This is a genomic window from Novosphingobium sp. NFX11, from assembly GCF_057376415.1.
In genome coordinates, this window is the sequence record NZ_CP080384.1 from 1657256 (window position 1) to 1684139 (window position 26884).

The window sequence follows — 26884 nt, forward strand, 5'->3', positions numbered from 1 at the left end:
CAGCCGCGCGGCAATCCAGAGCCGCGCGAACCGCCCTGGATTGCTTCGCTGCGCTCGCAATGACGAGCGGTTGGGAAGCGGACGGGCGTTGAACGAAGACCTCCGGCTCTACCCCCTCCTTCGTCATTGCGAACCCGCGCAGCGGGTGAAGCAATCCAGGGCGGTTAGCTCTGCCGTCAGCCCGGCGAGCGCCGCCTAATGCACCTGCTTTCCGCCACCCCGGGCACGATCTCCAACGGCGAGGAGGCGATCGACCTCGACCAGCCTCCGGGCGACATCGTCATCCTGACGGTGGCGGACAGCGAACTCGCCTGCTTCGCCAAGGCAGCGGCAGGGCTGCCGGAGGGCGCGCCCAGCGTCCGCCTCGCCAACCTGCTGCAGTTGCGGCACCCGTATTCGGTCGATCTCTACGTCGAGAAGGTGATCGCCCACGCAAAATTCGTGTGCGTGGTGCTGCTCGGCGGCAAGAGCTACTGGCCCTACGGCATCGACGAAATCGCCCTGATCGCCCGCGAGAAGGGCATCGCCTTCGCCGCCATCGCCGACGGGCGCGAGGATGATCCGACGCTGACAGTCGCCTCCACCCTCCCCGCCGAGACGGTCGAGCACCTCCGCGACTATCTGCGGCAGGGCGGCAGCGCGAATGCCCTGTCGTTCCTCCGCACCGCCGCGCGGCTGATCGGCGAGGACTGCGGCCAGCCGGACGACCCGGTGCCGGTGGCCGACGCGGGGCTCTATCTGCAAGGCGTGGACCGGCCGAGCTTGGCCGACTTGCGCGCATCATGGCGCCCCGACGCCTCTGTCGTGCTGCTGGTATTCTACCGCGCGCTGATGATCGCGGGCACGCTCGACGCCGTGGACGCGATGGTCGCCGCATTGCAAATGCGCGGGTTCAACGTCGCCGCCGTCCATGTCCGCGCGCTGCGAGAGCCTTTCGCCATCGACTGGCTCGGCGGCCTGATGGCCGAGATTGCGCCCGACGTGATCGTCAACGCCACCAGCTTCGCCTCCTCTTCCTCGGGAGAACCGCGCGTCGGCGGCGTGCTCGAACGCGCCGACTGCCCGATCCTGCAGGTCGCCTTCGCGGGTGTCGAGGAAGCCGACTGGCAGGCCGCCGCACGCGGCCTAGGCCCGCGCGATCTGGCGATGAACGTGGCGCTGCCCGAACTCGACGGCCGCCTGTTCACCCGCGCCGTCGCCTTCAAGGCCGCCGAACGCTTCGACGAAGTGACGAAGTGCGGCATCGTCGTCCCCCGCGTCGCGCCCGATCGCGTGGCCTTCGTAGCAGACCTCGCCGCCAACTGGGCGAGCCTGCGCCGTACCGTGCCCGCGCAGCGCAAGGTGGCGCTGGTGCTCGCCAACTATCCCAACCGCGACGGGCGGATCGGCAATGGCGTCGGCCTCGACACGCCCGCCAGCGCGGCCTCGATCCTCTCCAGCCTTCGTGCCGCCGGATACGATACCGGCGGCGCGCCCGAGGACGGGCAGGCGCTGATGCGGCTGATGACCGGCGGGGTGACCAACGACCTCACATCACTGGATCGACCCGGCGAGATTTCGCTGCCGCTGGCCGACTACGAAGCCGCCTTCGCCGGAGTGCCCGAAAGCGCACGCAAGAAGATGCTGGAGCGCTGGGGTGCGCCTTCTGCCGATCCCTTCGTGAAGGACGGCGCGTTCCGGCTGGCAGTCCACCGCTTCGGCAATGTCTGCGTCGCCGTGCAACCGGCGCGGGGGTACAACATCGACGCCAAGGAAACCTACCACGACCCGGCGCTGCCGCCGCCGCACGCCTACCTCGCCTTCCACGTCTGGCTGGGGCGGCGGTTCGGCGCGCAAGCGCTGGTGCATGTGGGCAAGCACGGCAATCTCGAATGGCTGCCCGGCAAGGCGATCTCGCTCTCGGCCGAGTGCTTCCCCGAGATCTGCGCCGGGCCACTGCCGCAGCTCTACCCCTTCATCGTCAACGACCCCGGCGAGGGCACGCAGGCCAAGCGTCGCATCGGCGCGGTGATCGTAGATCACCTGACCCCGCCCCTCACCCGCGCCGAGAGTTACGGACCGCTCAAGCACCTCGAAGCGCTGGTGGACGAATACTACCTCGCCGCCGGGATGGACCCGCGCCGTCTGGAGCGGCTGCGGCGCGACATCATCGATCTCGCCCGCTCGCAGGGTCTGGACAAGGACGCCGGTGCCGAGGGTGACGGCGACGATGCGCTGTCGGCGATCGACAACTATCTGTGCGAACTCAAGGAACTGCAGATCCGCGACGGGCTGCATGTCTTCGGGCAATCGCCGGAGGGGCGCTTGCGGCGCGATCTGCTGGTGGCGCTGGCACGCACGCCGCGCGGGTATGACGGGCCGGGGCAAGCCTCGCTGCTGCGGGCGATGGCGGAGGATTTCGCGCTGGGGTTCGACCCGCTCGACTGCCGTATGGCGGACCGCTGGGATGGCCCGAGGCCGGAAGTGCTGGCGGCGGTTTCGGGTGAGCCCTGGCGCACGCTCGGCGATACTGTGGAGCGGCTGGAACTGCTGGCGGCGGAATGGGTATCCCGTCGTCCCGGACTTGATCCGGGACCGCTGGCCGTGAACAGCCTACTCATCGGCGCGCCCGGCAAGGTCCCGCCCCAAGTCTTGCCAGCGGTCCCGGATCAAGTCCGGGACGACGACCTGCCGCGCACCGCCGCCGTCCTCCACGCCATCGCCGCCGACCTCGCCCCGCGCGTGGACGCCTGCGGCCCCGCCGAAAGCGCCGCCCTGCTCGCAGGGCTCGACGGCCGCTTCGTCACCCCCGGCCCCTCCGGCGCGCCCACGCGCGGCCGCCCGGACGTGCTCCCCACCGGCCGCAACTTCTACTCCGTCGACACCCGCGCCGTGCCCACCGCCGTCGCCTGGGATCTCGGCCAGCGCTCCGCAGAGTTGCTGGTGGAGGACTACCTCCAGCGCGAAGGCGAATACCCAAGGGCCATCGCGCTCTCCGCATGGGGCACCGCCAACATGCGCACCGGCGGCGACGACATCGCGCAGGCCCTCGCGCTGATGGGCGTGCGGCCGCGCTGGGAATGGACCTCGGGCCGCGTCACCGGGTTCGAGATGATGACGCTGGCGGAACTGGGCCGCCCGCGCGTGGACGTGACCTTGCGCGTCTCCGGCTTCTTTCGCGACGCCTTTCCCGAGCAGATGGACCTGATCGACAGCGCCGCCCGCGCCGTCATGGCGCTGGAGGAAAGCGAAGAGGACAATCCCGCCGCCGCCCGCCACCGCGCCGAAACCGCGATGCTCGCAGCGCAAGGCCAGGACGAGACCGTCGCCACCCGCCGCGCCGGAGCCCGCGTGTTCGGCTCCAAGCCGGGGGCTTACGGCGCCGGCCTTCAGGCCATGATCGACGAGAAGCTGTGGCACGAGCGCGCCGACCTCGCGCAGGTCTACCTCGACTGGGGCAGCTACGCCTATGGCGCGGGCGTCGAGGGCGATGCCGAACGCGATCTCTACGCCGCGCGGCTGACCCAGGCCGACGCGGTGGTCCAGAACCAGGACAACCGCGAGCACGACCTGCTCGACAGCGACGATTACTACCAGTTCGAGGGCGGCATCGCCGCTGCGGTCGAGCACCTGAAGGGCCGCGCGCCGGTCAGCTACCACAACGACCACTCGCGCCCCGAACGCCCGGTGATCCGTACGCTGGCGGACGAAATCGGCCGCATCGTGCGCGGGCGCGTGACCAATCCCAAATGGATCGCGGGCGTGATGCGTCACGGCTACAAGGGCGCGTTCGAGATCGCCGCCTCGGTGGACTACCTCTTCGCCTTCGCCGCTACGACCAGCGCGGTGAAGGACCACCACTTCGATGCCGTCCACGCCGCCTTCATTGAGGACGAGGCGGTGCGGGAATTCATGGCGCAGGCCAACCCCGCCGCGCTTCGCGAGACCGCCGCGCGGCTGGCCGAGGCGCTGGAGCGCGGCCTCTGGAAACCCCGATCGAACAGCGCGGGCCTGCTGCTCGCCCAAGTCTCAGGAGCATGATGATGGCCGAACGCACCGACGAACAGCACGCCGAGAAGATGAAGAAGAAGCAGGCCGCGCATGACCGCATCATGGCGGGCAAGACCGTGGAAAAGGGCCTGCTGATCGTCAACACCGGCAAGGGCAAGGGCAAGACCACGGCCGCGCTCGGCATGGTGGTGCGCATGATCGGGCATGGCAAGAAGGTGGGCGTCGTCCAGTTCGTTAAGGGCGCGATGACCACCGGCGAGAAGGCCGTCTTCGACGCCTTCCCGAACAACGTCGAGTTCAAGGCGATGGGCGAAGGCTTCACCTGGAACACCCAGGACCGCGCCCGCGACATCGCCCTCGCTCGTGAAGCGTGGGAAGAGGTGAAGCGCATGGTCGCCGATCCGGCCTACGACATGGTGCTGGCGGATGAGCTGAACATCGTGCTGCGCTATGACTACCTGCCGCTTGAGGAAGTGCTTGAGGTGCTGACCGCGCGTGCGGAGATGAAGCACGTCGTCGTGACGGGGCGCAATGCGCCGCAGGGGCTGATCGACGCGGCGGATCTCGTGACGGAGATGACGCTGGTGAAGCACCCCTTCCGCGAGCAGGGCGTGAAGGCGCAGACGGGGATCGAGTTCTGATGCTCCTCCTCGTCACTGCGAGCGTAGCGAAGCAATCCAGGGCGGTTTGCGGTGCCCTGGATTGCTTCGCTACGTTCGCAATGACGAGGTTTGGTTTGGTCTCTGATTGCATGACCGCTCCCACCTTCTCCCCTCGTTCCAGAGCGATCTCGCCGCGCTGCTCGCATGGCGGCGCGACGTCCGGCATTTCCGGCGCGATCCGTTGGACGAGAGTCTCGTCGCCGACCTGCTCGCCACCGCGCAACTGGCGCCCTCGGTCGGCAATTCGCAGCCCTGGCGCTTCGTGCGCGTGCGCTCTCCCGCCTTGCGCGAAGTGCTCGCCGCGCATGCCGATGGCGAAGTCTCCCGCGCGGGCGACACCGCCTACGAGGGCGAGCGCCACGCCGCTTACACCGCGCTGAAACTCCACGCGCTCGACCACGCCCCCGAAGTGATCGCGGTGTTCTGCGACGAGGCCACCCCCATCGGCATGGGCCTTGGCGCGGCGACGATGCCGCAGACGCGCGAATGGTCGGTGGTCATGGCGATCCACACGCTGTGGCTCGCCGCCCGTGCGCAAGGGCTCGGGCTTGGTTGGGTGTCGATCGTCAAACCGGAAACGGTCACCGACCTGCTACAAACGCCGCCATCATGGCGCTTCGTCGCCCTGCTCTGCCTCGGCTATCCCGAGGAACCGGACGACGTACCCGAACTCGAACGCAAGGGCTGGCAAGCCCGGCTCGACGGACACGCGCATGTCAGCGAGCGTTGACGCCTTTCGCCAGCGCCCGCGCCGCCTTGACGTAGGCGGGGCCGCCGCAGACCGTCCAGGCCTGCGGAATGGCGACGCGCGGAATGCCGTCCAGCACCGGATGGTGCATCATCGCCGTGCCCTGATCGACCACCTTGTCGGTCGCGGCATCGACCACGATCACGTCGGGACGCGCGGCCGCCAGTTCCTCGATCCCCATTTGCGAGAGCGCGGGCTTGCCCAGCTTGCCCGCAAGGTTGGTCACGCCCACGCGGGTCATCAGGTCGTCGATCAGCGTGCCGGTGCCGGTGAGATAACCGCGCCGCTGCCAGTACGCGGCGACGATCTTGCCCTTGGGGCCTTTCCGCGCGCGCGGGATATGCGCAAGGTCGCGCTCCATGCCCGCGATCAGGGCCTCGCCGCGCTCGGGATGGCCGACCGCGAGCGCCACCTTGCGGATCGACGCGAGGATCGCGTCGTAGCCATCGGCGGACTTGAGATCGACGGCGGGATAACGCGTCTTGAGCGCCTTGATCGCGGGGTTACGCCGCGCGGGCATGCCGACGACGAGGTCCGGGTCGATCGCCATGATCTCCTCCGCCGCGCCGCGCAGGATCGGCAGGCCCTTCGCCCGCACCGCCTCGGCCGACATGGCGGGATCGGCGGCATAGCGAGTGAGCCCGGCGATCTGCTCGCGGTCGGCCAGCGCCAGCACCAGCTGATCGGCGCACAAGTTCAGCGAGACGATCCGCTTCGGAGCCGCTACAGCCCCCTCGATACAGGGGGAGACGACGCGGAAACGCCGCAGACTGCAGCCAGTCCAAGCAGGCCGACCGAAGCCGAACGAAGAGTAGTCGAAAGCGCCATATGCGCGTTTCCATAGCAACACGACCCCGGGACACAAGCGTGACGGGGAGCCGATCCAGCCAGAGGTGCTCGTGCCCGAAATTCCCGTCCTGCGCGCCCGTAACCGGGCGCTGATTCCGCTTCTCCTGCTGGGTATCGCCTTGGTGGCGATCGCCTCACTCATGCTGGGCGCGGTGCCGATCCCGACCGCGCGACTGCTCGATGCTGCGCTCGGCCATGGCGATCCGGTGGTGCGCGCGATCCTGCTCGAACTGCGCCTGCCGCGCACGCTCGTCGCGCTTATGGTGGGCGGAATGCTGGGCCTCGCGGGAGCAGCCCTGCAGGGGTACTTGCGCAATCCGCTGGCGGAACCTTCGGTGCTCGGTGCGTCGAACTCGGCGGCGCTGGGCGCGGTCGCAGCGATCTACTTCGGCATCGGCGATTACAGCCCCGCCGTGCTGCCCGTGCTTTCGATCCTCGCGGCACTGGCGAGCCTCGCGCTGCTGTTCGTGCTCGCGGGCCGGGCCGAGGGGCCGCTGGCGCTGATCCTTGCGGGCATCGCCGTCTCGACGCTGGCGGGCGCGGGGATCAGCCTTGCGCTCAACCTCTCGCCCAATCCTTTCGCGGCGATGGAGATCATGGCCTGGCTGCTCGGCTCGATCGAGAACCGGGCGATGGACCACGTCTGGATCGCCCTGCCCTGCATCGTCGGCGGCGCGGCGCTGCTGCTGTGGGACGGGCGCGCGCTCGACGCGCTGTCGCTGGGCGAGGACGGGGCGCGCTCGCTCGGCGTGGACCTGGCGCGCACGCGCGCGCGGCTGCTGCTGGGCGTCGCCATCGGCGTCGGCGGCGCCGTGGCGGTGTCGGGCTCGGTCGGCTTCGTCGGGCTGATCGTGCCGCATCTGGTGCGCCCGCTGACCGACCGCAGCCCTTCCGCCGTGCTGCTGCCCTCGTTCCTCGGCGGCGCGGCGCTGCTCACCGGCGCCGATATTCTCGTGCGGCTGATCCCGACCGCGGGCGAGTTGAAGCTGGGCGTAGTGACGGCGTTCCTCGGCGTCCCCGTCTTCCTTGTCCATCTGCTGAAGGAGCGCCGCCTGTGGTGACCGTGACCCTCAATGGCCTCTCTGTGGACCTGCGCGACCGCGCGGTGCTGCACGGGATCAGCGCCACGCTGCGCCCCGGTGAACTGACCGGGATCATCGGCCCCAACGGCGCGGGCAAGTCGACGCTGGTGCGCGCGCTGCTCGGGCTGATCCCGGCGACGCGGGGCGCGGTCGAGATCGACGGGCACGACATCGCGCGGATGACGCCGAAGGCGCTGGCGCGGCTGGTCAGTTACCTGCCGCAGGGACAGGCGCTGCACTGGCCGCTCAGCGTCGAGCGACTGGTGGCGCTCGGCCGCCTGCCGGGACTCGGCCCGATGTCGCGGCTGGGCGCGGACGACCTCGCCGCCGTCCATGCCGCCATGAAGCGGGCCGACGTGCTGCACCTTGCCGGGCGCACCGCTACCGAACTGTCGGGCGGCGAGCGGGCGCGGGTGATGCTGGCGCGGGCGCTGGCGGTGGGCGCGCCGGGACTGGTCGCGGACGAGCCGCTCGCCGCGCTCGATCCGGGGCATCAGATCGACGTGATGGAACTGCTTGCCGCCGAGGCTAATTCGGGCGCGCTGGTGGTGACGGTGCTGCACGACCTGACGATGGCGGCGCGCTACTGCAAGCGGCTGCTGCTGGTCGATCGCGGCATGCTGGTGGCGCAAGGATCGCCGCAGGAGGTCTTGACGAGCGACCGGCTGCGCGCGGTCTACGGCGTGACCGGGCGGATCGAGTTCGGCGGCGGCTCGGCGATGGTGGTGCCGCTGGAGCGGGTTTGAACCACCTGCCCAGAGGCACCACCCCTCGTCATTGCGAGCGTAGCGAAGCAATCCAGGGCAGTTGAGCGCCGCCCTGGATTGCTTCGCTACGCTCGCAATGACGAAACTTGGGGCCTAGCGCGCGAAAGCCTTCACCTCCGCCAGACGGATCGCGCGGCCTTTTGCCGGAATCATCGACACGCGCAACTTCCCGGTCTCGACCGCAGGCCACGTCACCCGCGTCACCCCGTTGGCAAGCGGCTTCACCGGCGCGCCGACCTGCTGCCAGCGACCCTCGCGCCAGACCTCGACACTCACGCTGCGAGGTGCAGCAAAGCGTGCAGCATCGGCGAAGAACGCCAGCTCGGCGCTGCCCAGCGAAACCGCCTTGCCGAAGTCCAGCGCGTACCACTGCGCCTTGCCCGAGGCGTCCGAATCCCACCCGTTGGGAAGTTCCGGGTAGAACCACGCGCGGCCATCGACCGCATCGTGCAACTTCTCCGCATCGTTGCCGGACGAGGCGCTGGCCTTGGGGAAACCGCTGCGCACGAGTTGCACCGCAAGGTTTTCCTCACGCACGATCGGCGCGTTGGCCTTGCGCGTAACGGGCACCTCGATCCGGCCAAGGTCGGCGCGGCGGGCCACTTCCACCCCGTCCACCATGACGGCGAGGCCCTTGCCGTAGCGCGTACCCTTCGCATCCCATGTCACCGAGACTTCGTGCCCGTGGTACGGTACCCGCTCGATGCGGAACCAGTCGAGACCCTGCTGCAGCGGATTGACCTCCAGCACATCGTCGCTGCGCGGGCGGATGCCGACGAGGCCGGTCAGGATCAGGTCGATGTAGCCCGAGTGGAAGTAGTGGTGGCTGCGGTCCAGCCCGACGATCGGCTTGCCGGTCTCCGGGTCGTAGTCTTCCTCGAGGTCGAGCTTGTCGCCCTGATAGTGAAGCTGGGTGTACTGGCGCAGCATCGCCATCCAGTCGGCACGGGAGACGGGACCGTGCGCCTCGTAATGGTCGAGCAGGTTGGCCATCGCGGTCAGCACCTGCGTCGTCTGGTAAGGCCAGATCGGGCCGTTCCACTGGCACTCAGGATCCGGCCCGAGGTAGCGGTACTGGCGCATGTAGTATTCGTAGCTCTTCTCGACCGTGCGCATCCCGGCCTTGCCCGCCAGCGACTGCGGGTCGGTCAGGTGCCCCCATGCTGCAGCATATTGCGCATCGTCGGGGACGAGATCGAACATCCACGGCAGGTAGCCGACCAGTTCGCGATTGCGGATCGGCTCCCAGTATTTGACGTGTTCGTTGGTAATCTGGTGGCGGTCGGTGAAATGCTGCAGCTTCGGGTTCCACAAGTCCGCCAGCACACGCGCCTTCAAGGCCTCGGCACGGGCGGCATAGTCCTTCGCCATCGCCGCGTCGCCCGCCATCTGCGCCATGCGCGACAAGGCGCGGGCATTGGCGAACATGTAGGCGTTGACCGAAGGCCGGAACGCATCGCCGCCGCGGAACCCGTCCTTGCCGCCCGAGGCGTCGATCGAGGACACCGTGTACTCGGTCGCGTCCAGCAGCGGTTCGACGAAATACAGGCCCTTGTCGAAGTCGAACTTCTCGTCCCACAGGCGGTAGACGTGTCGCATCGTCTTCAGGTGCGCGAGCAATGCCTCTCGGTCGCCGTCGACCAAGTAGCGGCCCCATACCGAGTCCGCCATGTGGTCGGTGAAGTGGCGGTCGTTGCCGCCCTCGTACATGAAGTTGATGTAGTCGTCGGTGAAGCGCCGGTCGTTCAGCCAGCGGCCTTCGGCGATGTGGAAGCCGCTCGCGTCGTTGAGGCTGGCGTAGGGTTCGCGCTGCCAGTCGACGTCGTCGGCGAACTCGGTGGTGATATAGCCCTGCTTGCCGAGATCCCGCTGGTGGGCACGGAACAGGCCCCAGCGGTAGTAGTAGACCGCGTCGATCTTCGCGTCCGAGGATCTCGAAAAAGGGAATGCGCCCCTCGTACCACGCCGCATCGTTGCCGTAGCGGGCCTCGGCGATGGCCTCGTGGTCCATCGGCGGACTGGCGGCAGCGGCAAGCAGCGCCATAAAGGGCAGCGCCGCGAGGGCCAGTTTCTTGCGCACGTCAACGGTCCTTCCGTGAACGGCCCAAGCTGAGGGGCTTCGACAAGCTCAGCCTGAGCGGGATTTAAAGACCTGCTCTCAAACCCGCTCAGGCTGAGCTTGTCGAAGCCCCCGCCTGAAGACACTGTCAGGCACAGTCAAATGGACGGCCGCGCGAGGCCGGGGTGTTGGGAGAGGAAGTATCCCGACCGGACGCGGCCGCCCTGAGCCGGCCCCGGCGCGCAGAATGGCAAGCGCACCGGGATCGGCCGAAGTGGCAATTACTTGAACGTGAAGCGTGCACCCACCGCAAAAGTACGGGCCAGTTGCAAAGTACCCAGGTTGAACTGCTCGGCATTACCCGCGCTGCCGTACTTGTAGTAGTTCTGCTGCTTCGACTTGGTGAGGTTCACCGCGTCGAAGGTGATGCCGACGTTGTCCATGACGTTCAGCGTCAGCTGGAAGTCGAGGCTCTCTTCCGACTTGTACCACACGCCGATCGGGTTGGCGAAGAGGCGCGCCTCGTTGTTGTGCAGGAAGCCCTTGCGCCAGATGTACGACAGGCGCGCGCTGACCGGGCCGTGATCGTAGGCCAGCGTCGCATTGTACGACAGCTTCGAGACGTTGAAGAACGGCGACTGCGTCTGGGTGATGTTGCCCAGTTCGTCCGCCTCGGGAATGTTCTGGCTCGAGTCCAGAACGGTCAGGCTGCCCTGGAAGCCGAGGCCGTCGAGCAGGCCGGGGAAGTAGGTCGGGTAATAGGTCAGGCCCACTTCCACGCCCTTGAGCACGCCGTCAGAGGCGTTCACCGGACGGGTGACCGAGAAGTAGTCGGTCGCGCCCGCCTCGATCCCGTTGTTCGGGATGTAGTCCATCGAGGTCAGCGGCACCACCAGCCCGCTGATCTCGCGGCGGAACGCGGTGACGGTGATCGCGCTATTGCGCTCGAAGTACCATTCCAGCGCAAGGTCGAAGTTCTTCGAATGCGTGGGCTTCAGGCTGGCGTTGCCGACCGTGCCGCTGCCGTAGCCGACATTGGTGAGGTCGCCGGTCAGCGCATAGGTCGGGTTGATGTCGCCGAAGTTCGGGCGGCGCAGCGTCTCGCCGTAGTTGAAGCGCACACGCAGGTTCGGCTCGATCTCGTACCGGGCAGTGAAGCTCGGCAGGAACTTCTCCGACTGGCTGCCGCCGCGCGTCAGGGCGCCGTTGGCGTAACGGTCGAAGAAGCTGGAGTTGGTCACCACCGAAACGAAGCGCACGCCGCCCTGGATATCCAGCGGACGCCCGAAGATCGTCAGCTGGCCGTCCGCGAGCAGGTAGCCCGACATCGTGGTTTCCTCAATGTCGAAGGTCTTCGCCAGCGAGAGCGCGTCCGAGGTCGGCAACCCGTAGAGACCGCGCACGTAATCGGCGTTGTCATGCAGCCAGTAACCGTTGGCCAGCGTCCAGCTGCGCGGCACGTCGGCGACGCCCGACATGAAGTCGGAGTTGGTGAAGGCCGCATCCTCACCCAGCGAGGCGAGGCTGACGCCGAGGTTGTTGGCGCTCTGGGTGCGGGTGTAGCTGGTGGCGGTGCGACGGTCGATGCGCAGGCCCGCCTTGATGCGGCGCAGGAAGCCCTCGTCCCAGGTATAGTAGCCGTCGAGGCTGCCGGTGATGGCATCGCCCTTGTTGCGGTCGGCGTTGTCGTAGAGCTGCGCGACGTTCCACAGGCTGGTGTCGTTCAGCTGCAGAATCGTCATTGAAGTGGTACGAAGGCACGCCGCCACCGGCGTTGAAATCGACGTTGATCTGGTCGGCCACGCGGTCGGTACGCATGGCGATGAACGAAGACTTGTTCACGCTGGTCTGGTACGCAACGTCGCCGATGATCTTGCCGCGATCGCCCAGATCCCACTTGCCGTTCAGGGCATAGACGTAGCTGTCGGTGCTGCTCTTGGTGTAGTCACCCGAGTTGAAGCCGTAGACGCTGTTGGCAGTACGCGACTTCACGATGTTGGTGCCGTCGTAAAGCGTGGGCGACTGCGGATCGGCCCAGTAGTCGACGAAGCTGAACTGCAGCGAGTTGAAGGTCTCGCCGCGGAAACCGGCGTAGAACACTTCGGCGGTGTAGACCGAACTGGAGTTCGGCGCCCACTGCAGCGCGGCGTTGAACGAAGGCCGTTCACGCTTGCCGTAGAGGTCCGAGGAGAACACCGCATCGCGTGAGAGGTAGTACGGGGTATCGACGCCGTTGATGTTCAGCGTCGAGCCCGGCGCGGTCGAAAGGCCGGCGTTGAGGCCAGGCGTCCAGTTCTCGTTGTCGGGACCGGGGAAGATGCGCTCCAGCGGCGACAGGCCCGTGCCGTCGGCCGGGTTCTCGGTGGCGAACGGCACCAGCGCGCCTGCCGTCGTCGACATGTTGCGGTACTTGGTGCGGCTCCACGAACCGTTCACCAGCAGGCCGATATCGCCGATGCCGGTTTCCCAGCGGTTGGACACCAGCAGCGCGGCGTTCGGGTTGTAGCTGTCCGCCTGCTCGTTGTAGATGCCGCGCACGAGGCCCGAGATCGCGAAGCCGTCGAAATCGAACGGGCGGCGGGTCTGGACGTCGATCTGGCCGGCAAGGCCGGTTTCGATCTGGTCGGCCGAGCGGGTCTTGAAGACGTCGACCTGCTTGACGAGGTTCGCCGAGATATCCTGCAGCGCGAACGACTGGCCCGCGGCGGTGAAGATGTTGCGGCCGTTGAGCGTGGTCAGCGGATCGGCAAGGCCACGGATCGTGACGGTGCCCGCCTCGCCGCCGGCGCGGTCGGTCACCTGCACGCCGGTGACGCGCTGCAGCGCCTCCACCACGTTGTTGTCAGGCAGCTTGCCGACGTCCTCGGCGACGATCGAGTCGACGATCTGGACGCTGTTCTTGCGCACGTTGAGCGCGCCGACGATCGAGGCGCGCACGCCGGTGACAATGATGTCCTCGGCGCTCGCATCATCGGCGGCGGCCTGAGGCGCGGTATCCTGAGGCGCAGCGTCCTGGGCCTGCGCCACGGTAGCAAGGCCGAGTGCGAGAACGGATGCGGTGCAGAATGCAAATGGCTTGAGCGCCATGGATCAACCCTCCCATGGGGGCTGGCCGATTACCATGCCCCGATAAACTGTGGCGCCTGATTATTAGTCGGACTATTTAGGCGCAAGCGGAAAATGCATTGCTCCGACAAAAAGGGCGGGGATATGTGGCATATGGGGCGCACCTTGGCGGCATCTCCTGAACGTGCTGGCCGATTTCCACCCAATTAATCAGACAATAAGCCTCCCCTATCGATCGCCATCGCGAGCGAAGGGAAGCAATCCAGGGCAGTGTTGCGCCGCTCTGGATTGCTTCCCTTCGCTCGCAATGACGAGATGGAGGGTGATCGGCTCGTGGCGCTCCGATCACCCCAGGGCCTCAATCCGCCAGCCAGGCCACGCTGGCGTCGTAGTCGTCGGCCAGCACCACGCGGTCGCCCGAATGCGCGAGCGCCCTGCCCTCGTAAGCCACCGAGGCGAAGCGCACGGTGCCGGTGGCGGGGCCGACCTCGCGGCGGAAGCGGTCCTCGGCGGCGACGTCGCTGACCACGTCGCGCGGGGCGAGGCGCACCGCTCCGTCGGGGCCGGCGGCCAGGCACAGTTCGGGCCGCAGGATCGGCACGAGCTGCACGGTGCCCTCGCCCGCCTCGATCGAACGGAACTGGGTCTGCGGCAGCGGGGCATCGCTCACCGAAAGGGTCATGCCGTCGCAGGCCATCCGCACGGTGCGACGCACGGCCGGGATGAAGCGCTCGGGGATCGCGCCGTTGCCCACCGGCACGCCGAAGTCGGGCACACCGTCCGCATCGTAATAGATGCGCTGGATGCGGGTGTGGCGGTCAGGGTTGAACAGCGGGTCGCCTTCGATCTTCTCGTAGTCGCGGCCGTGGTAGACGAGGATGTCGCGCCCCTCTTCGTCCACGGTGAAGCTGTTGTGGCCGGGGCCGTAGACCGAGGTTTCACGGCAGGTTTCGAAGACCGGCCGGGGAGACTTCACCCAGTTGCGCGGGTCCATGATGTTGGCGGTCTCGTCCACGCTGAGCAGGCCCATACAGTAGCGCGCATCGGTGGCGCTGGCCGAGTAGGTCATGAACAGGCGGCCGTTGCGGTTGAGGAAGGCCGAGCCCTCGTTCACCTTGAAGCCGCGCACTTCCCAGTCGAGCGTCGGCACCGTCAGCCGCGCGGGCGCCGAGGCGAGCGTCAGCGCGTCTTTCATCGGCGCGATGTAGACGTTGGAATTGGTCTCGATCCCCGGCTCGCGCTGCGCCCACGAGAAGTAGCGCACGCCCCGATGCGTGAAGATCGTCGAGTCGAGGTTGAAGCTGTCCCACGGCGCCTTGAACTCGCCGAGGACGGACCAGTTGCCGGTCATCGGATCGGGTCCATCGCAGACCACGGCGAAAGTGCGGATGCGGAACACGTCCTCGCCGCCGCCGCTGGGGCCGGCCGCGAAGTAGACGATCCACTTGCCGTCGACGTAGTGCAGTTCGGGCGCCCACAGGAAGCCCGACATCGGCCCGCTCGCCTCATGCCGCCAGAGCACCCGCTCCTCGGCATCGGTCAGGCCCGCCAGCGTCTTCGACCGGCGCAGCGCGAGGCGGTCGTACTCGGGCACGGAGCCCATCGCGTAGTACCAGCCGTCGTCGTGGCGGAAGATCTGGGTGTCGGCGCGCTGCTTGATGAGCGGGTTGCTCGCGGCGGGTGCTTGCGGGCTTTTCGAGGTGCCGATCACGCTCTTGCCCGGCGCGGTGCAGGCGATCGGAAGCAGCGATGCGCCGACGCCAAGACTGGTGGCGAAGCTGCGGCGCGACAGGGGAAGTTCATCATGGCCTCTCCGGCGGTTCTGGTGCGTTGTGGTAGCGTTAGGGGTACGTTAGGTGCCGCTCAGTGCCACCCGAAAAGACGCCCCGGCCAAGTATCGATAGGCGGCCGGGGCGTATTCAGGTGGGTGTTCTCAGTATTCGGCAACAGGCCAGCCGTCCGCGTCCCACCGCAGCGGCGCGATGCGCAGCGTGGGGCGGCCGTCGGCCTCCTTGTCGTAGGCGTGGTAGACGAGGTAGGTCGTGCCGTCCTTGTCGGTGAAGGCTCCGGCATGGCCAGGCCCGCGGAAACGCTGCTTTTCCTGCAAGTCGGAGCGCAGCAGGATAGTTCCCTCGCCCTCCATCATCGAGCTGCCGTCACGGCCCAGATAAGGGCCGGTGATCTTTTTCGAGCGACCGACGACGGTGTAATACGTCGAGTTCACGCCCTTGCAGCAATAGTCGTAGGACGCGATCAGGAAGTACCATCCGCCGTGCGGAATGATGAACGGCGCCTCCACCGGCGCCGCCGCTCCCGCAGGCGCGCGGCGGCGTGCGATCGCGTACGGCTCGGTGCCGGGCACGACCTTGCCGGTCTTCGCGTCGAGCGGGAACAGCTTGAGACCGCTCCAGAAACTGCCGAGCGACAGCCACTGGCGCCCCTGTGCGTCGACAACGAAATTGGGATCGATGGCGTTGAAGTCATCGTCCTTCGTGGACATGACGACGAGGCCATGATCCTGCCATTTCGCCTTCGGCCCCAGCGTCTTGCTGGTCGCGAGACCGATCGCCGAACGGTTGGAGCCGAAGGTCGAGACCGAATAGTACAGTCGGTATTCGCCGTTCACATACGAAATATCCGGCGCCCAGATACCTTCAGTTCCGGGAGCCGCATCTTTCGCCCACGCCGGTATTTCGGAGAACACCGAACCGGCATCCTTCCACACCTTCAGGTCGGTCGAGGTCTTGATGCCGATATACTTGCCCACGGTGCTGAACACGTAATACGTGTCCCCCTCGCGGATGATGACCGGATCATGCACGACAAGGTCACCGGAAAGCTGCGAATTCAGCGTCCCGGCCCCCTTCTCGCCGACCTGCTGGGCACTCGCGGAACCGGCAAGAACCAGCGCCGCGAGCCCAAGGAAGGCCGCCTTCATCACTGCAGTTCCAGCACCACAACCGACTTCGCCGGCAGCGTCACGACCATCTGGCCGCCCTGCACGCTCGCCCCGGTGAAGGCGGCGGGCTTGACGACGTCGGGCGCGTCGAAAGTGTTGTGCGAATTGATCGCCGAGCCCGTCAGAATACGGCCGGAAACCGCCGTTGCGCTAACGCCGTCGAGCTTGATCGTCACCGTGTTCGACTGGTTCGGATCGAGGTTCGACAGCGCGACATGCACCTTGCCGTCCTTCGCCTTCACCGCCGAACCGCTGACCGCAGGCATCGTGAACTCGTCCTTGGAATACCACGGCGACTTGATCTCGAGCGGCAGAACGGTGGCGTCCTGCCAGGGCTTGTACATCTCGAAGACATGGTAGGTCGGGGTCAGCACCATCTTGCTGCCCTGCGTGAAAATCATCGCCTGCAGCACGTTCACCATCTGCGCGATGGCGGTCATGCGCACGCGGTCGGCGTGCTTGGCAAAGATGTCGAGGTGCACAGAGGCGATCAGCGCATCACGCAAGGTGTTCTGCTGCCTCAGGAATCCGGGGTGCGTACCCTCGTCCTGCGCATACCACGAGCCCCACTCGTCGACCGCGAGGAAGACGCGCTTTTCGGGATCGTACTTGTCCATGATCGCCGAGTGCTTGGTGATCAGCTCGTCCATGTGCCGCGCGCCGTTCAGCGCATCGGCCCAGCCATGCTCGTCGAAGTTGACGGCAGGCGCACGCGGGGGCCAGCCACCGGCGGGGTGGACATAATAGTGCAGCGAAACACCGTCGAGCTGGTTCGCCGCGACGCGCATCATCGTCTCGGTCCAGTTGTAGTCATCGACGTTGGCGCCGGCCGCGACCTTCAGGATTTTGGTCCCGGCGGGCGGCTTGATGAAGGTGGCGTAGCGGCGCGTCTCGTCCGCCGCGAACTCGGGGCGCATGTTGCCGCCGCAGCCCCACAGCTCGTTGCCGACGCCGAAGTACTTGACCTTCCAAGGTTCCTTGTGCCCGTTCTTCGCGCGCTCATCGGCCAGCGAACCGGCGGGCGAGGTCATGTACTCGACCCATTCGGCCATTTCGCGCGGCGTGCCGTTGCCGACGTTGCCCGCGACGTAGGCCTCCGCGCCGACCTGGCGGATCAGCTCGAAGAACTCGTGCGTGCCGACCGCGTTGGGCTCGGTCACGCCGCCCCAGTGGGTGTTGATCTTGACCGGGCGCTTGGCCTGTGGGCCGATGCCTTCACGCCAGTTGTACTCGTCGGCGAAGCAGCCACCCGGCCAGCGGATTACCGGCACCGACAAGTCCTTCAGCGCCTTGACGACGTCGTTGCGGAAGCCGTTGGTGTTGGGGATCTTACTCCCCTTGCCGACCCACAGGCCGCCGTAGATGCCCTCGCCCAGATGCTCGGCGAACTGGGTGAAGACGTCTTTGTTGTAGACCGGGCCGGGCTTGCCGCCCTCGATCGTGGCGGTGGTGGGCTGGCCGCCCGTATCGGCCGAAGCCGTCTGGCTCAGGGGCGCGGAAAGCACCGTCGCTGCCATCAGCATGGCGAGCGACGTGCGGCGGAAGAACTTGGTCATTTCAGTCCCCTCCCTAGGGATCAATCGTGGAATTCGTCCACCAGCTTGCGGTGGCCGCGCAGGAATGCGTCGGCGACGAGGCGCAGCGGCGCCACGTCCACGTCGCTGCGGCCACCCCGGATGAGGCTGGCGAAGCGCGCGTAGAGGCCCGGATATTCCATGTCCTCGGCATGCTCGGTGCCACTCGGAAGCGTCAGCACCGCGCCGCCGTTCGACAGCTTGAGGGTTCCTTCGTCCGTCTCGACGACGATGTCCCACGACTGCGGGCCGGTCTGGCGCCAGTCGAGGTCCATGTGGATCGGCGCGCCTGCGGTGTCGCGGAACTCGATGTCGGCGGCGATCGGCGCGGCGCGGTTGGCCGGGATTTCCAGCGTCGCGCCCTGCAGGAACATCGGGCGCGGCAGGATGTGCGTGACGATCGAGAGCGCATTGATGCCCGGATCGAACACGCCAAGGCCGCCCGGCTCCCAGATCCAGGCCTGGCCCGGATGCCACACGCGCACGTCCTCGCGCCACACGATCGAGACCTTCTCGATTCTGCGGTCGGACAGCCACGCGCGCGCCGGGGCCACGCCTGCCGCAAAGCGCGAATGCCACGAGGCGAACAGCGTCGCGCCGACCTTCTCGGCGCGGCTTTCCAGCGCCACGACTTCGGAAAGCGTCGCGCCCGGCGGCTTTTCGAGGAACACGTGCATGCCCTTCGACAGCGCCTGCACGGCGAGGTCGTAGCGCACCTGCGGCGGCGTGCAGAGCGCCACCGCATCGACCGCCGGACCATTCGCGATCAGTTCGTCGAGGCTCTTCGCGTGGGGCACGCCCTCGACGCCCGGATCACGCGGGCTGACGGTGGCGGCGAGGCTGAACGCCTTGTTCCCGGCGATGGCGGGAAGGTGCTGGTCGCGGGCGATCTTGCCCACGCCCACCACCGCAATGCGGATCGGGTCCATCGATCAGAGCGCCTTCACGGCAAAGGCGCGTTCGGGAACGCGGACCAGCTTGTTGGCGACCGGCAGCGTGAAGGGCGCGGCCGAAATCTCGAACACGTCGCCTTCCTGCGTCTGCACGCCGTCGCTGAACGAAAGCGTCGCGGTGCCGAAAAAGTGGACATGCACGTCGCCCGCGCGGCGGAACAGGTCGTACTTGAAGTGGTGATGCTCAAGGTTCGCGAACGTATGCGACATGTTACCCTCGCCCGAGAGGAAGGGCTTTTCCCAGATCGTCTCGCCACCCCGGATGACCTTGCTGGTGCCCTCGATGTGCGAGGGCGGCGTGCCGAGCAGCAGCTCCGGGCCGAGCGCGGCCTGACGCAGCTTCGAGTGGGCCAGCCACAGGTAGTTGTGGCGCTCGGTGACGTGATCCGAATACTCGTTGGCGAGCGCAAGGCCGAGGCGGTAGGCCGTGCCGTCCTCGCCGATCAGGTAGATGCCTGCCAGTTCCGGCTCCTCGCCGCCGTCCTTGGCGAAGGCGGGCATTTCGAGATCGTCGGTCGGGCCGACGAGCTGCGAGCCGTCGCCCTTGTAGAACCATTCCGGCTGCTGGCCGACTTCGCCCGGCGCGGGCTTGCCGCCTTCGAGGCCTTCCAGGAACATGCGCATGGAGTCGGTCGGCTTCTCCTCGGAAGCGGCCGCCTTGTGCATCTTGTCGCGGCCCTCGGCGGAACCGAGGTGAGTCAGGCCGGTGCCCGCGAGCAGCAGATGTGCGCCGTCCTCGTGATCGATCGGCGCGAGCAGGCGGCCAGCCGCGAACTCGGCGGCGATGTCGACAGCTTCGCCCTGCCCGGCATCCTTCGCGGCGTCGGCAAGCGTCTGGCCTGCAGCGATCGCGCCGAGCGCGAGTTCACGCACCGAAGCGACGCCCGGCAGGAAATGCGCGGCATCACCGTCGGCGAGAATGACGGAACGAACGCCCTCGGCGCTCAGGTGCTGGAGCAGGCGAAGATAAGTCATGGGTACTCTCCCAAAGGCGGCGCGCTTCTTGAGAGCGCGCCGCCCGGATGGATGGATCAGATCAGTTGAGGGTCAGCGTGCCGTCGATCAGGCGCGGGGCGCCGTCGCCGAAGGCATCGTCACGCAGTTCAGCGGGAAGCAGGCCCTGCGCGAAGTTCTGGTAGCTGACCGGACGCAAGTAGCGGTCGATCGCCATGCTGCCGACCGACGTGGTGCGCGGGTCGGAAGTCGAGGGGAACGGGCCACCGTGAACCATCGCGTGGCACACTTCGACGCCGGTGGGCCAGCCATTGACGAGGATGCGGCCGACCTTGCGCTCCAGCACCGGCAGGACGCGGGCGGCGGCGCCCTCGTCAGCGCCGTCCATGTGCAGGGTGGCGGTCAGCTGGCCTTCAAGGCCTTCCAGCACGGTCAGCAACTCGGCTTCGTCCTTGCAGCGCACGACGATCGAGGAGGCGCCGAACACTTCGTCGCCCGCCGCCTTGTCCGCAAGGAACTGCGCGGCCGAGGTCTGGAACAGGATCGCGCCGCCGGTGGTGACGCTGCCCTCTTCGCCCTTGGCCAGCGTTTCGACGCCGGGAAGAGCTTCGAGCGCAGCGACGCCCTTGGCGTACGCGGCGGCGATGCCGGTGGTCAGCATGGTCTGCGGCTTGGCTTCCGACACGCCAGTGGTTGCGGCGGTCACGAAGGCGTCCAGCCCCTCACCCTCGACGGCGAGGATCAGGCCGGGGTTGGTGCAGAACTGGCCTGCACCCATCGTCAGCGAGCCGACGAAAGCCGCGCCGAGCGCTTCGCCGCGCGCCTTAAGCGCCTCGGGAAGCAGCAGGACGGGGTTGATGCTCGACATTTCGGCATAGACCGGGATCGGCACTTCGCGCGCCTGCGCCACCTTGGCGAGAGCAAGACCGCCGCCACGCGAACCGGTGAAGCCGACCGCCATGATCGCCGGGTGCTGCACGAGCGCCGCGCCCAGTTCGTTCGAGGGACCGACGAGGTGCTGGAACACGCCCTCGGGCAGACCCGCATCCTTCACCGCCTTGGTGATGGCGGCAGCGATCAGCGCGCCGGTGACCGGGTGCGCCGGGTGGCCCTTGACGACGACCGGGCAGCCCGCCGCCAGCGCCGAAGCGGTGTCACCACCCGCCGTCGAGAACGCGAGCGGGAAGTTCGAGGCGCCGAACACTGCGACCGGACCGACCGGGATCATGCGCAGGCGCAGGTCCGGACGCGGCAGCGGCGCGCGGTCGGGCAGCGCGGGATCGATACGAAGCTGCTGCCACTGGCCCTTGCGCACGACGTCGGCGAACAGGCGCAGCTGGCCGCAGGTACGGCCACGCTCGCCCTCACCGCGCCCGCGCGGCAGGCCACTCTCGGCGATGTAGGCTTCGATCAGCGGCTCGCCGATCGCCATGATCTCGTCGGCGATTCGCTCGAGGAACGCAGCGCGCGTCTCGCGATCGGTCGCGCGATAGGTATCGAACGCAGCAGCCGCGGCAGCGCAGGCAGCGGCCACATCGGCGGTGGTGCTGATGGCGAGCGGCTCACCCTGAGGCTCACCGGTAGCAGCGACGATGGAACGAAATTCAGTCATTGGGCACTCCCTATTTACTCCGACATATTTCCTGTGCGAGCGAAACGCAATGTTTGTCGTTCCTTCTCGCGCAAACCGCTGTTAGTTTCGCTCCCGGAGGAGCCCTTACCTGTGCCAGATGCCGATTTGACGACCGCCGACGAAAACACCAAACAGGGCGAAGAAGCCCGAGGCCCCGGCCGCAGACTGCACGGAGCCATTGCACACAAGCTCGGTACTGCCATCTTGTCAGGCAAATATGCTCCCGGCGACATTCTGTCGGGCGAAGTCGCCTTCGCCGAGGAACTGCAGGTTTCACGCAGCGCCTATCGGGAGGCGATCCAGGTGCTGACCGCCAAGGGCCTCGTCGCGAGCCGCCCCAAGGCCGGCACCCGCGTCCTCCCGCGTGATCGCTGGAACCTGCTCGACCCCGAAGTGCTCGGCTGGGCCTTCGCGGGCGAGCCCGACATCGAATTCGTCCGGAGCCTGTTCGAACTGCGCGCCATCGTCGAACCCGCCGCCGCCCGCCTCGCCGCCCAGCGCCGCGACAAGGCGGACCTCAAGGCGATGAAGGACGCCCTCGCCGCCATGCGCCGCCACACCCTCACCACCGAGGCCGGACGCGCCGCTGACCGCGATTTTCACAAGGCGATCCTCCAGGCGACACGCAACGACGCGCTCCTCACGCTCAGCGCCTCAATCGGCGCGGCGGTGAACTGGACCACGCAGTTCAAGCAACGCGCTCGCGCCCTGCCGCGCAATCCGATCCCGGATCACGTCAAGGTCTACGACGCGATCGCCGCAGGGGATGCGGCTGCCGCTGCGGAGGCGATGAACGTGCTGGTGGATCTGGCTCTGGAAGATACGCGTAGCTCGATGGAAGATTGAACAGGGGAAAAGCAGGGGTTTACCACCCCTGCACCCCGTAATCGTCGAGGGCACGCGCGCCGCCTCCTCAGGCACAACGGCGAGCCGGGAGACTGAATAGCCTGCGGCGCAATAGAGCACCGAGACTGCTGCGCGCATCACGCCGCCAAGTCCACGGGGTGCAGGGGTGGTAAACCCCTGCCCTTCTCTTCCCTTCTAAACAAAAAAGCCCCGACGATCTCTCGCCGGGGCTCATTTCCTATCTGCCGCGCGCTTATTCGAAAGTCGCTTCCGGCGGCGGCACCGCGTTGGTGACCTTGCTGCCCCACAGCGCGTAGAACAGCACGTAGAGTTCGCAAGCCGCCGTCAGCAGGAACGAGGTCTGCAGCCCGTAGTTGTCGGCCAGCCAGCCCTGCACCACGACCAGAGCGCCGCCTGCGATCGCCATGACGAGCAGGCCGGAGCCTTCCTCGGTCAGCGGGCCGAGGCCCTTGATGCCGAGGGTGAAGATGGTCGGGAACATGATCGAGTGGAACAGGCCGACGAGGATCAGCGACCACATCGCCACTTCGCCATGGGCGAACACCGTCACCATCATCACCGCGAAGGCGCCGACAGAGAAGAACGCCAGCACCTTGCCGGCATCGAAGCGCTGCATCACGGCGGAGCCGGCGAAGCGGCCGACCATCATGCCGCCCCACAGGAAGCTCAGGTACTTGCCCGCCTGCTCGTGCGTCAGGTTGGCGATGTCGGGCTGGCTGACGAAGTTCACGAAGAGGTTGGCGACGCCGATTTCCGCAATCAGGTAGATGAAGATCGCCGGAATGCCGAACACCAGGTTGCGGTGGTTCCAGAGCGAGAGGTGCTTGCGCTGTTCCTTGGCGACGCGCGAACCGGCCGAGCCCATCGCGGGCAGCGGGAACTTGGCGATGATGACCGCGAGGATCACCAGCACCACGGCGACGAGCGCGTAAGGCAGGATCACCGAGTGGGCGTCCGCCATGCGTTCGGCTTCGGTCAGGACGGTCCCGGCGGTGGCCGTGCCGCCCTTGGAGCGGCCGAGGATCAGGTAGGCCCCGAAGAGCGGCGCCAGCATCGTGCCCATCGAGTTCAGCGCCTGCACCAGATTGAGGCGCGAGGACGCGGTCTCGGGCTTGCCGACGACGGCGACGTAGGGGTTCGCGGCCACCTGCAGCAGCGTGATGCCGCTGGCGATGACGAACAGCATGACGAGCGTGACGCCGTAGGACGGGATGCTGGCTGCCAGCATCATGCCGCATGCGCCTGCAGCCATGATGAGCAGGCCCGCGACGAGCGACTTCTGATAGCCGATCCGCTCGATCAGCTTGGCTGACGGGATCGAGGCCACGAAGTAGGCGATGAACCATACCGATTCGATCAGTGTCGTCTGGGTGTAGCTCAGCTCGAATACGCTGCGCAGGTGCGGCAGCAGCGTATTGTTGATGACGGTGATGAAGCCCCACATGAAGAACAGGCTGGCGAGCAGCGTAAGCGCGGGACCGTAGCGCACGCCGGCGGGCTGGGCGTGCAGCACCGGGGCGTCGGTGGATGAGACCACTGGGGGCATGACATTCCTCTCGATAGCGACGCCGGACGACCACTTGTACCGTGAACCGGCTTGCGCTCTTTCTATTTGTCGGACTATATGCGCGAAGCGGCGTCGTCAATGGGGCGCGTCTTCGTACAAGAATCGAAATCTCACCGAAATGCGGGAGCTAAGGGAATGAGGAATCCGGTCAAGGCCATCACGACGGCAGCGTCCGTTCTGGCACTGGCATTTAGCGCCAATGCCGCGCTGGCCACCGAAGCGACGCAGGCGAGCGCGGGCAAGCTGTCGAACGGCAGCGAGGTCACCGCGGTGACTCTGACGGCAGGCAACGGCGTTTCGGCCACTATCCTGACCTTCGGCGCGACGCTGTGGAAGCTGAACGCGCCGGACCGCGACGGCAAGACCGCCGACGTCCTCGTCGCCTACGACAAGCTCTCCGACTTCGATACGCGCCCGAACTTCTGGGGCGCCACCATCGGCCGCTACGGCAACCGCATCGCCGACGGCAAGTTCACGCTTGACGGCAAGACCTACCAGCTGCCCGGCAACGATCATGGCCAGTCACTCCACGGCGGCGGCAAGGGCTTCGACGTGCAGAACTGGAAGCTCAGAATCGGTGAAGTCGGGCAAGGTGGCGACCACAGTGTTCTCGCTCGTCAGCCCGGACGGCGATTCCGGCTATCCCGGTACCGTGAAGGCCAAGGTGACGTATTCGCTCGACGAGATCCGGCAACCTGCAGATCGTCTTCGACGCGACGACCGACAAGCCGACCGTGCTCAACATGACCAACCACGCCATCTTCAACATGGCGGGCGAAGGCTCCGAGCGCGACGCGATGACCAACGTGCTCACCCTCCCGGCGAGCAAGTACACTCCCGTCAACGAAAAGCTGATCCCGACCGGCGAACTGCGCCCCGTCGAGGGCACCCCGTTCGACTTCCGCAAGGGCAAGCCGGTCGCCGTGGGCCTGCGCGACGGCAACGACCAGCAGATCGTCTACGGCCGCGGCTTCGATCACAACTTCGCGCTAGATAAGGGCCAGACCAAGACCCCCGAACTCGCCGCCCGCCTCGAAGACCCGGTCTCGGGCCGCGTGCTGGAACTGCTGACGACCGAGCCCGGCGTCCAGTTCTACTCCGGCAATTTCCTCGACGGCACCTTCATCGGCAAGCAGGGCCACCTCTACCGCATGGGCGACGGCATCGCGCTGGAACCGCAGAAGTTCCCCGACAGCCCCAACCACGCCAACTTCCCGAGCACCCGCGTCGATCCCGGCAAGCCGTACCGGCACGTCATGATCTACCGCGTCACCACTTCTCCGCGCTGAACCGGACCAAAGAAAACAACCATGACCGAAACCCCTGCTCCCAAGCTGCGCTCGCGCGCCTGGTTCGACAATCCCGACAACATCGACATGACCTCGCTCTATCTGGAGCGATACCTGAACTTCGGCCTCAGCCTTGAGGAACTGCGTTCGGGCAAGCCGATCATCGGCATAGCCCAGTCGGGCAGCGACCTTAGCCCGTGCAACCGCCATCACCTCGTGCTGGCCGAGCGCATCCGCGAAGGCATTCGCGAGATGGGCGGCATCGCGCTGGAATTCCCGGTCCACCCGATCCAGGAAACCGGCAAGCGCCCCACCGCCGGGCTCGACCGCAACCTGTCGTACCTCGGCCTCGTCGAGGCGCTCTACGGCTACCCGCTCGACGGCGTGGTGCTGACCACCGGCTGCGACAAGACGACCCCGGCGATGCTCATGGCTGCAGCCACCGTCAACATCCCCGCCATCGCGCTGTCGGTCGGCCCGATGCTCAACGGCTGGCACAAGGGCGAGCGCACCGGTTCGGGCACGATCGTGTGGAAGGGCCGCCAGATGATGGCGGCGGGCGAACTGGACGCGGACGGCTTCATCAAGCTCGTCGCGTCTTCGGCACCCTCGACCGGCTACTGCAACACCATGGGCACGGCGACGACGATGAACTCGCTGGCCGAGGCGCTGGGCATGATGCTGCCCGGTTCGGCGGCGATCCCCGCGCCTTACCGCGACCGCCAGGAATGTGCCTACCACACCGGCAAGCGCATCGTGGACATGGTGCGGGAGGACCTAAAGCCCTCCGACATCCTGACGCTCGACGCCTTCCACAACGCGATCGTCGTCAATGCCGCGATCGGCGGTTCGACCAACGCGCCGATCCACCTTGCCGCGCTGGCCCGCCACGTCGGCGTGGACCTGCCGCTCAAGGACTGGGAGCGCCTCGGCCACAAGATTCCGCTGCTGGTGAACCTGCAGCCCGCCGGTGAGTACCTCGGCGAGGACTACTACCACGCGGGCGGCGTCCCCGCCGTCGTCGCGCAGCTGATCGGCCAGGGACTGATCCAGGAGAGCGCCCTCACCGTCAACGGCAAGACCATCGGCGACAACTGCCGCGACGCCACGATCGAGGACGACAAGGTCATCAAGACCTTCGACCAGCCTCTGGTCGAGGAGGCGGGCTTCCTCGTCCTGTCGGGCAACCTGTTCGACGCCGCGATCATGAAGACCAGCGTGATCTCCAAGGAATTCCGCGACCGCTACCTCTCGAACCCCGCCGACCCGGACGCCTTCGAAGGCCCCGCCGTGGTGTTCGACGGTCCCGAGGACTATCACCACCGCATCGACGATCCCTCGGTCGGCATCACCCCCGAGACGCTGATGTTCATGCGCGGCGCCGGGCCCATCGGCTACCCCGGCGCGGCCGAAGTCGTGAACATGCGCCCGCCCGCCTACCTCATCACCGAGGGCGTCAGCGCCCTGCCCTGCATCGGTGACGGCCGCCAGTCGGGCACTTCGGGCAGCCCCTCGATCCTCAACGCCTCTCCGGAAGCGGCGGCGATGGGCGGTCTGGCGCTGCTGAAGACCGGCGACCGGGTGCGCATGGACCTCAAGGCGGGCAAGGTGGACGTGCTGATCTCCGACGAGGAGATGGCAACGCGCCGTGCCGAACTGGAAGCCGCCGGCGGCTACCAGTACCCCGCCTCGCAGACGCCGTGGCAGGAAATCCAGCGCGCCCTCGTGGGCCAGATGGATACCGGCGCGATCCTCGAGGGTGCGGAAAAGTACCAGCGCATCGCCCAGACCATGGGCCTGCCGCGCGACAACCACTGATCCAGCATAAACCTCGTCATTCCCGCGAAGGCGGGGACCCATCTCTT

The 26884-nt window shown here is 67.0% G+C and carries 16 protein-coding genes and 2 pseudogenes; 8 read left to right on the top strand and 10 right to left on the bottom strand.

Annotated features, from left to right (window positions below; genetic code table 11):
* The first annotated feature begins 198 nt into the window (after positions 1–198).
* The 3 genes from cobN to bluB all read left to right on the top strand — a co-directional run bounded on the left by cobN (position 199) and on the right by bluB (position 5382).
* The gene (gene cobN / locus KZO24_RS08475; RefSeq protein ID WP_271181560.1) at positions 199–4020 is read left to right on the top strand and encodes a cobaltochelatase subunit CobN; all 3822 of its coding nucleotides are present in this window, start codon (positions 199–201) and stop codon (positions 4018–4020) included.
* Between the two features lie 2 nt (positions 4021–4022).
* Positions 4023–4631: a cob(I)yrinic acid a,c-diamide adenosyltransferase gene (cobO, locus tag KZO24_RS08480; RefSeq protein ID WP_271181561.1), complete on the top strand. Its 609-nt coding sequence runs from the start codon at positions 4023–4025 to the stop codon at positions 4629–4631.
* A gap of 106 nt (positions 4632–4737) precedes the next feature.
* Entirely contained in the window at positions 4738–5382 is a 645-nt protein-coding gene (gene bluB, locus KZO24_RS08485) for a 5,6-dimethylbenzimidazole synthase (RefSeq protein ID WP_486487121.1), read from the top strand.
* Here bluB and KZO24_RS08490 read toward each other — a convergent pair.
* Positions 5369–6094 carry an ABC transporter substrate-binding protein gene (locus tag KZO24_RS08490; RefSeq protein ID WP_486487122.1) on the bottom strand — a complete coding sequence of 242 codons (726 nt, stop codon included), beginning with the start codon at positions 6092–6094 and terminating at the stop codon, positions 5369–5371. The genes bluB and KZO24_RS08490 overlap by 14 nt on opposite strands.
* A gap of 205 nt (positions 6095–6299) precedes the next feature.
* On the opposite strand from KZO24_RS08490, the gene KZO24_RS08495 reads away from it, so the two are divergent.
* Both KZO24_RS08495 and KZO24_RS08500 read left to right on the top strand, forming a co-directional pair.
* Positions 6300–7310, top strand: coding sequence for a FecCD family ABC transporter permease (locus tag KZO24_RS08495; RefSeq protein WP_370424225.1), 1011 nt, complete (start codon positions 6300–6302; stop codon positions 7308–7310).
* A complete protein-coding gene (locus KZO24_RS08500) occupies positions 7304–8077 on the top strand; it encodes an ABC transporter ATP-binding protein (protein WP_271181564.1) in 774 nt (257 codons plus the stop codon). Before KZO24_RS08495 ends, KZO24_RS08500 begins: the two co-directional genes overlap by 7 nt.
* Positions 8078–8191: 114 nt before the next feature.
* On the opposite strand, the gene KZO24_RS08505 is transcribed toward KZO24_RS08500, so the two are convergent.
* The 8 genes and pseudogenes from KZO24_RS08505 to KZO24_RS08540 form a co-directional block, all read right to left on the bottom strand.
* On the bottom strand, positions 8192–10069 hold the full coding sequence (locus tag KZO24_RS08505; protein WP_486487123.1) for an MGH1-like glycoside hydrolase domain-containing protein: 1878 nt from the start codon (positions 10067–10069) through the stop codon (positions 8192–8194).
* Positions 10070–10438: 369 nt separating this feature from the next.
* A pseudogene (locus KZO24_RS08510) lies at positions 10439–13244 on the bottom strand (TonB-dependent receptor).
* Between the two features lie 337 nt (positions 13245–13581).
* Complete coding sequence (locus tag KZO24_RS08515; protein ID WP_486487160.1) at positions 13582–15015, bottom strand: family 43 glycosylhydrolase; 1434 nt, start codon at positions 15013–15015, stop codon at positions 13582–13584.
* Between the two features lie 141 nt (positions 15016–15156).
* The gene (locus KZO24_RS08520) at positions 15157–16161 is read right to left on the bottom strand and encodes an arabinan endo-1,5-alpha-L-arabinosidase (RefSeq protein WP_271181568.1); all 1005 of its coding nucleotides are present in this window, start codon (positions 16159–16161) and stop codon (positions 15157–15159) included.
* On the bottom strand, positions 16161–17738 hold the full coding sequence (locus tag KZO24_RS08525) for an alpha-N-arabinofuranosidase (protein WP_271181569.1): 1578 nt from the start codon (positions 17736–17738) through the stop codon (positions 16161–16163). The genes KZO24_RS08520 and KZO24_RS08525 overlap by 1 nt, the downstream gene beginning before the upstream one ends.
* Positions 17739–17758: 20 nt before the next feature.
* The gene (locus KZO24_RS08530; RefSeq protein WP_271181570.1) at positions 17759–18685 is read right to left on the bottom strand and encodes a Gfo/Idh/MocA family protein; all 927 of its coding nucleotides are present in this window, start codon (positions 18683–18685) and stop codon (positions 17759–17761) included.
* Positions 18686–18688: 3 nt separating this feature from the next.
* Positions 18689–19684 (bottom strand): AraD1 family protein, encoded by a 996-nt coding sequence (araD1, locus tag KZO24_RS08535; RefSeq protein WP_271181571.1) that lies wholly within the window; start codon positions 19682–19684, stop codon positions 18689–18691.
* A 61-nt stretch (positions 19685–19745) separates the two neighbouring features.
* The gene (locus tag KZO24_RS08540) at positions 19746–21275 is read right to left on the bottom strand and encodes an aldehyde dehydrogenase (NADP(+)) (protein ID WP_271181572.1); all 1530 of its coding nucleotides are present in this window, start codon (positions 21273–21275) and stop codon (positions 19746–19748) included.
* A 111-nt stretch (positions 21276–21386) separates the two neighbouring features.
* On the opposite strand from KZO24_RS08540, the gene KZO24_RS08545 reads away from it, so the two are divergent.
* Positions 21387–22142: a FadR/GntR family transcriptional regulator gene (locus tag KZO24_RS08545; protein WP_271181573.1), complete on the top strand. Its 756-nt coding sequence runs from the start codon at positions 21387–21389 to the stop codon at positions 22140–22142.
* 253 nt (positions 22143–22395) lie between these two features.
* On the opposite strand, the gene KZO24_RS08550 is transcribed toward KZO24_RS08545, so the two are convergent.
* The gene (locus KZO24_RS08550) at positions 22396–23709 is read right to left on the bottom strand and encodes a sugar MFS transporter (protein WP_271181574.1); all 1314 of its coding nucleotides are present in this window, start codon (positions 23707–23709) and stop codon (positions 22396–22398) included.
* A gap of 156 nt (positions 23710–23865) precedes the next feature.
* Between KZO24_RS08550 and KZO24_RS08555 the strand changes: the two are divergent.
* Both KZO24_RS08555 and KZO24_RS08560 read left to right on the top strand, forming a co-directional pair.
* Positions 23866–25019, top strand: a pseudogene (locus tag KZO24_RS08555) (aldose epimerase family protein).
* A 21-nt stretch (positions 25020–25040) separates the two neighbouring features.
* Positions 25041–26837 (top strand): IlvD/Edd family dehydratase, encoded by a 1797-nt coding sequence (locus tag KZO24_RS08560; protein ID WP_271181576.1) that lies wholly within the window; start codon positions 25041–25043, stop codon positions 26835–26837.
* The last annotated feature ends 47 nt before the right edge of the window (positions 26838–26884 follow it).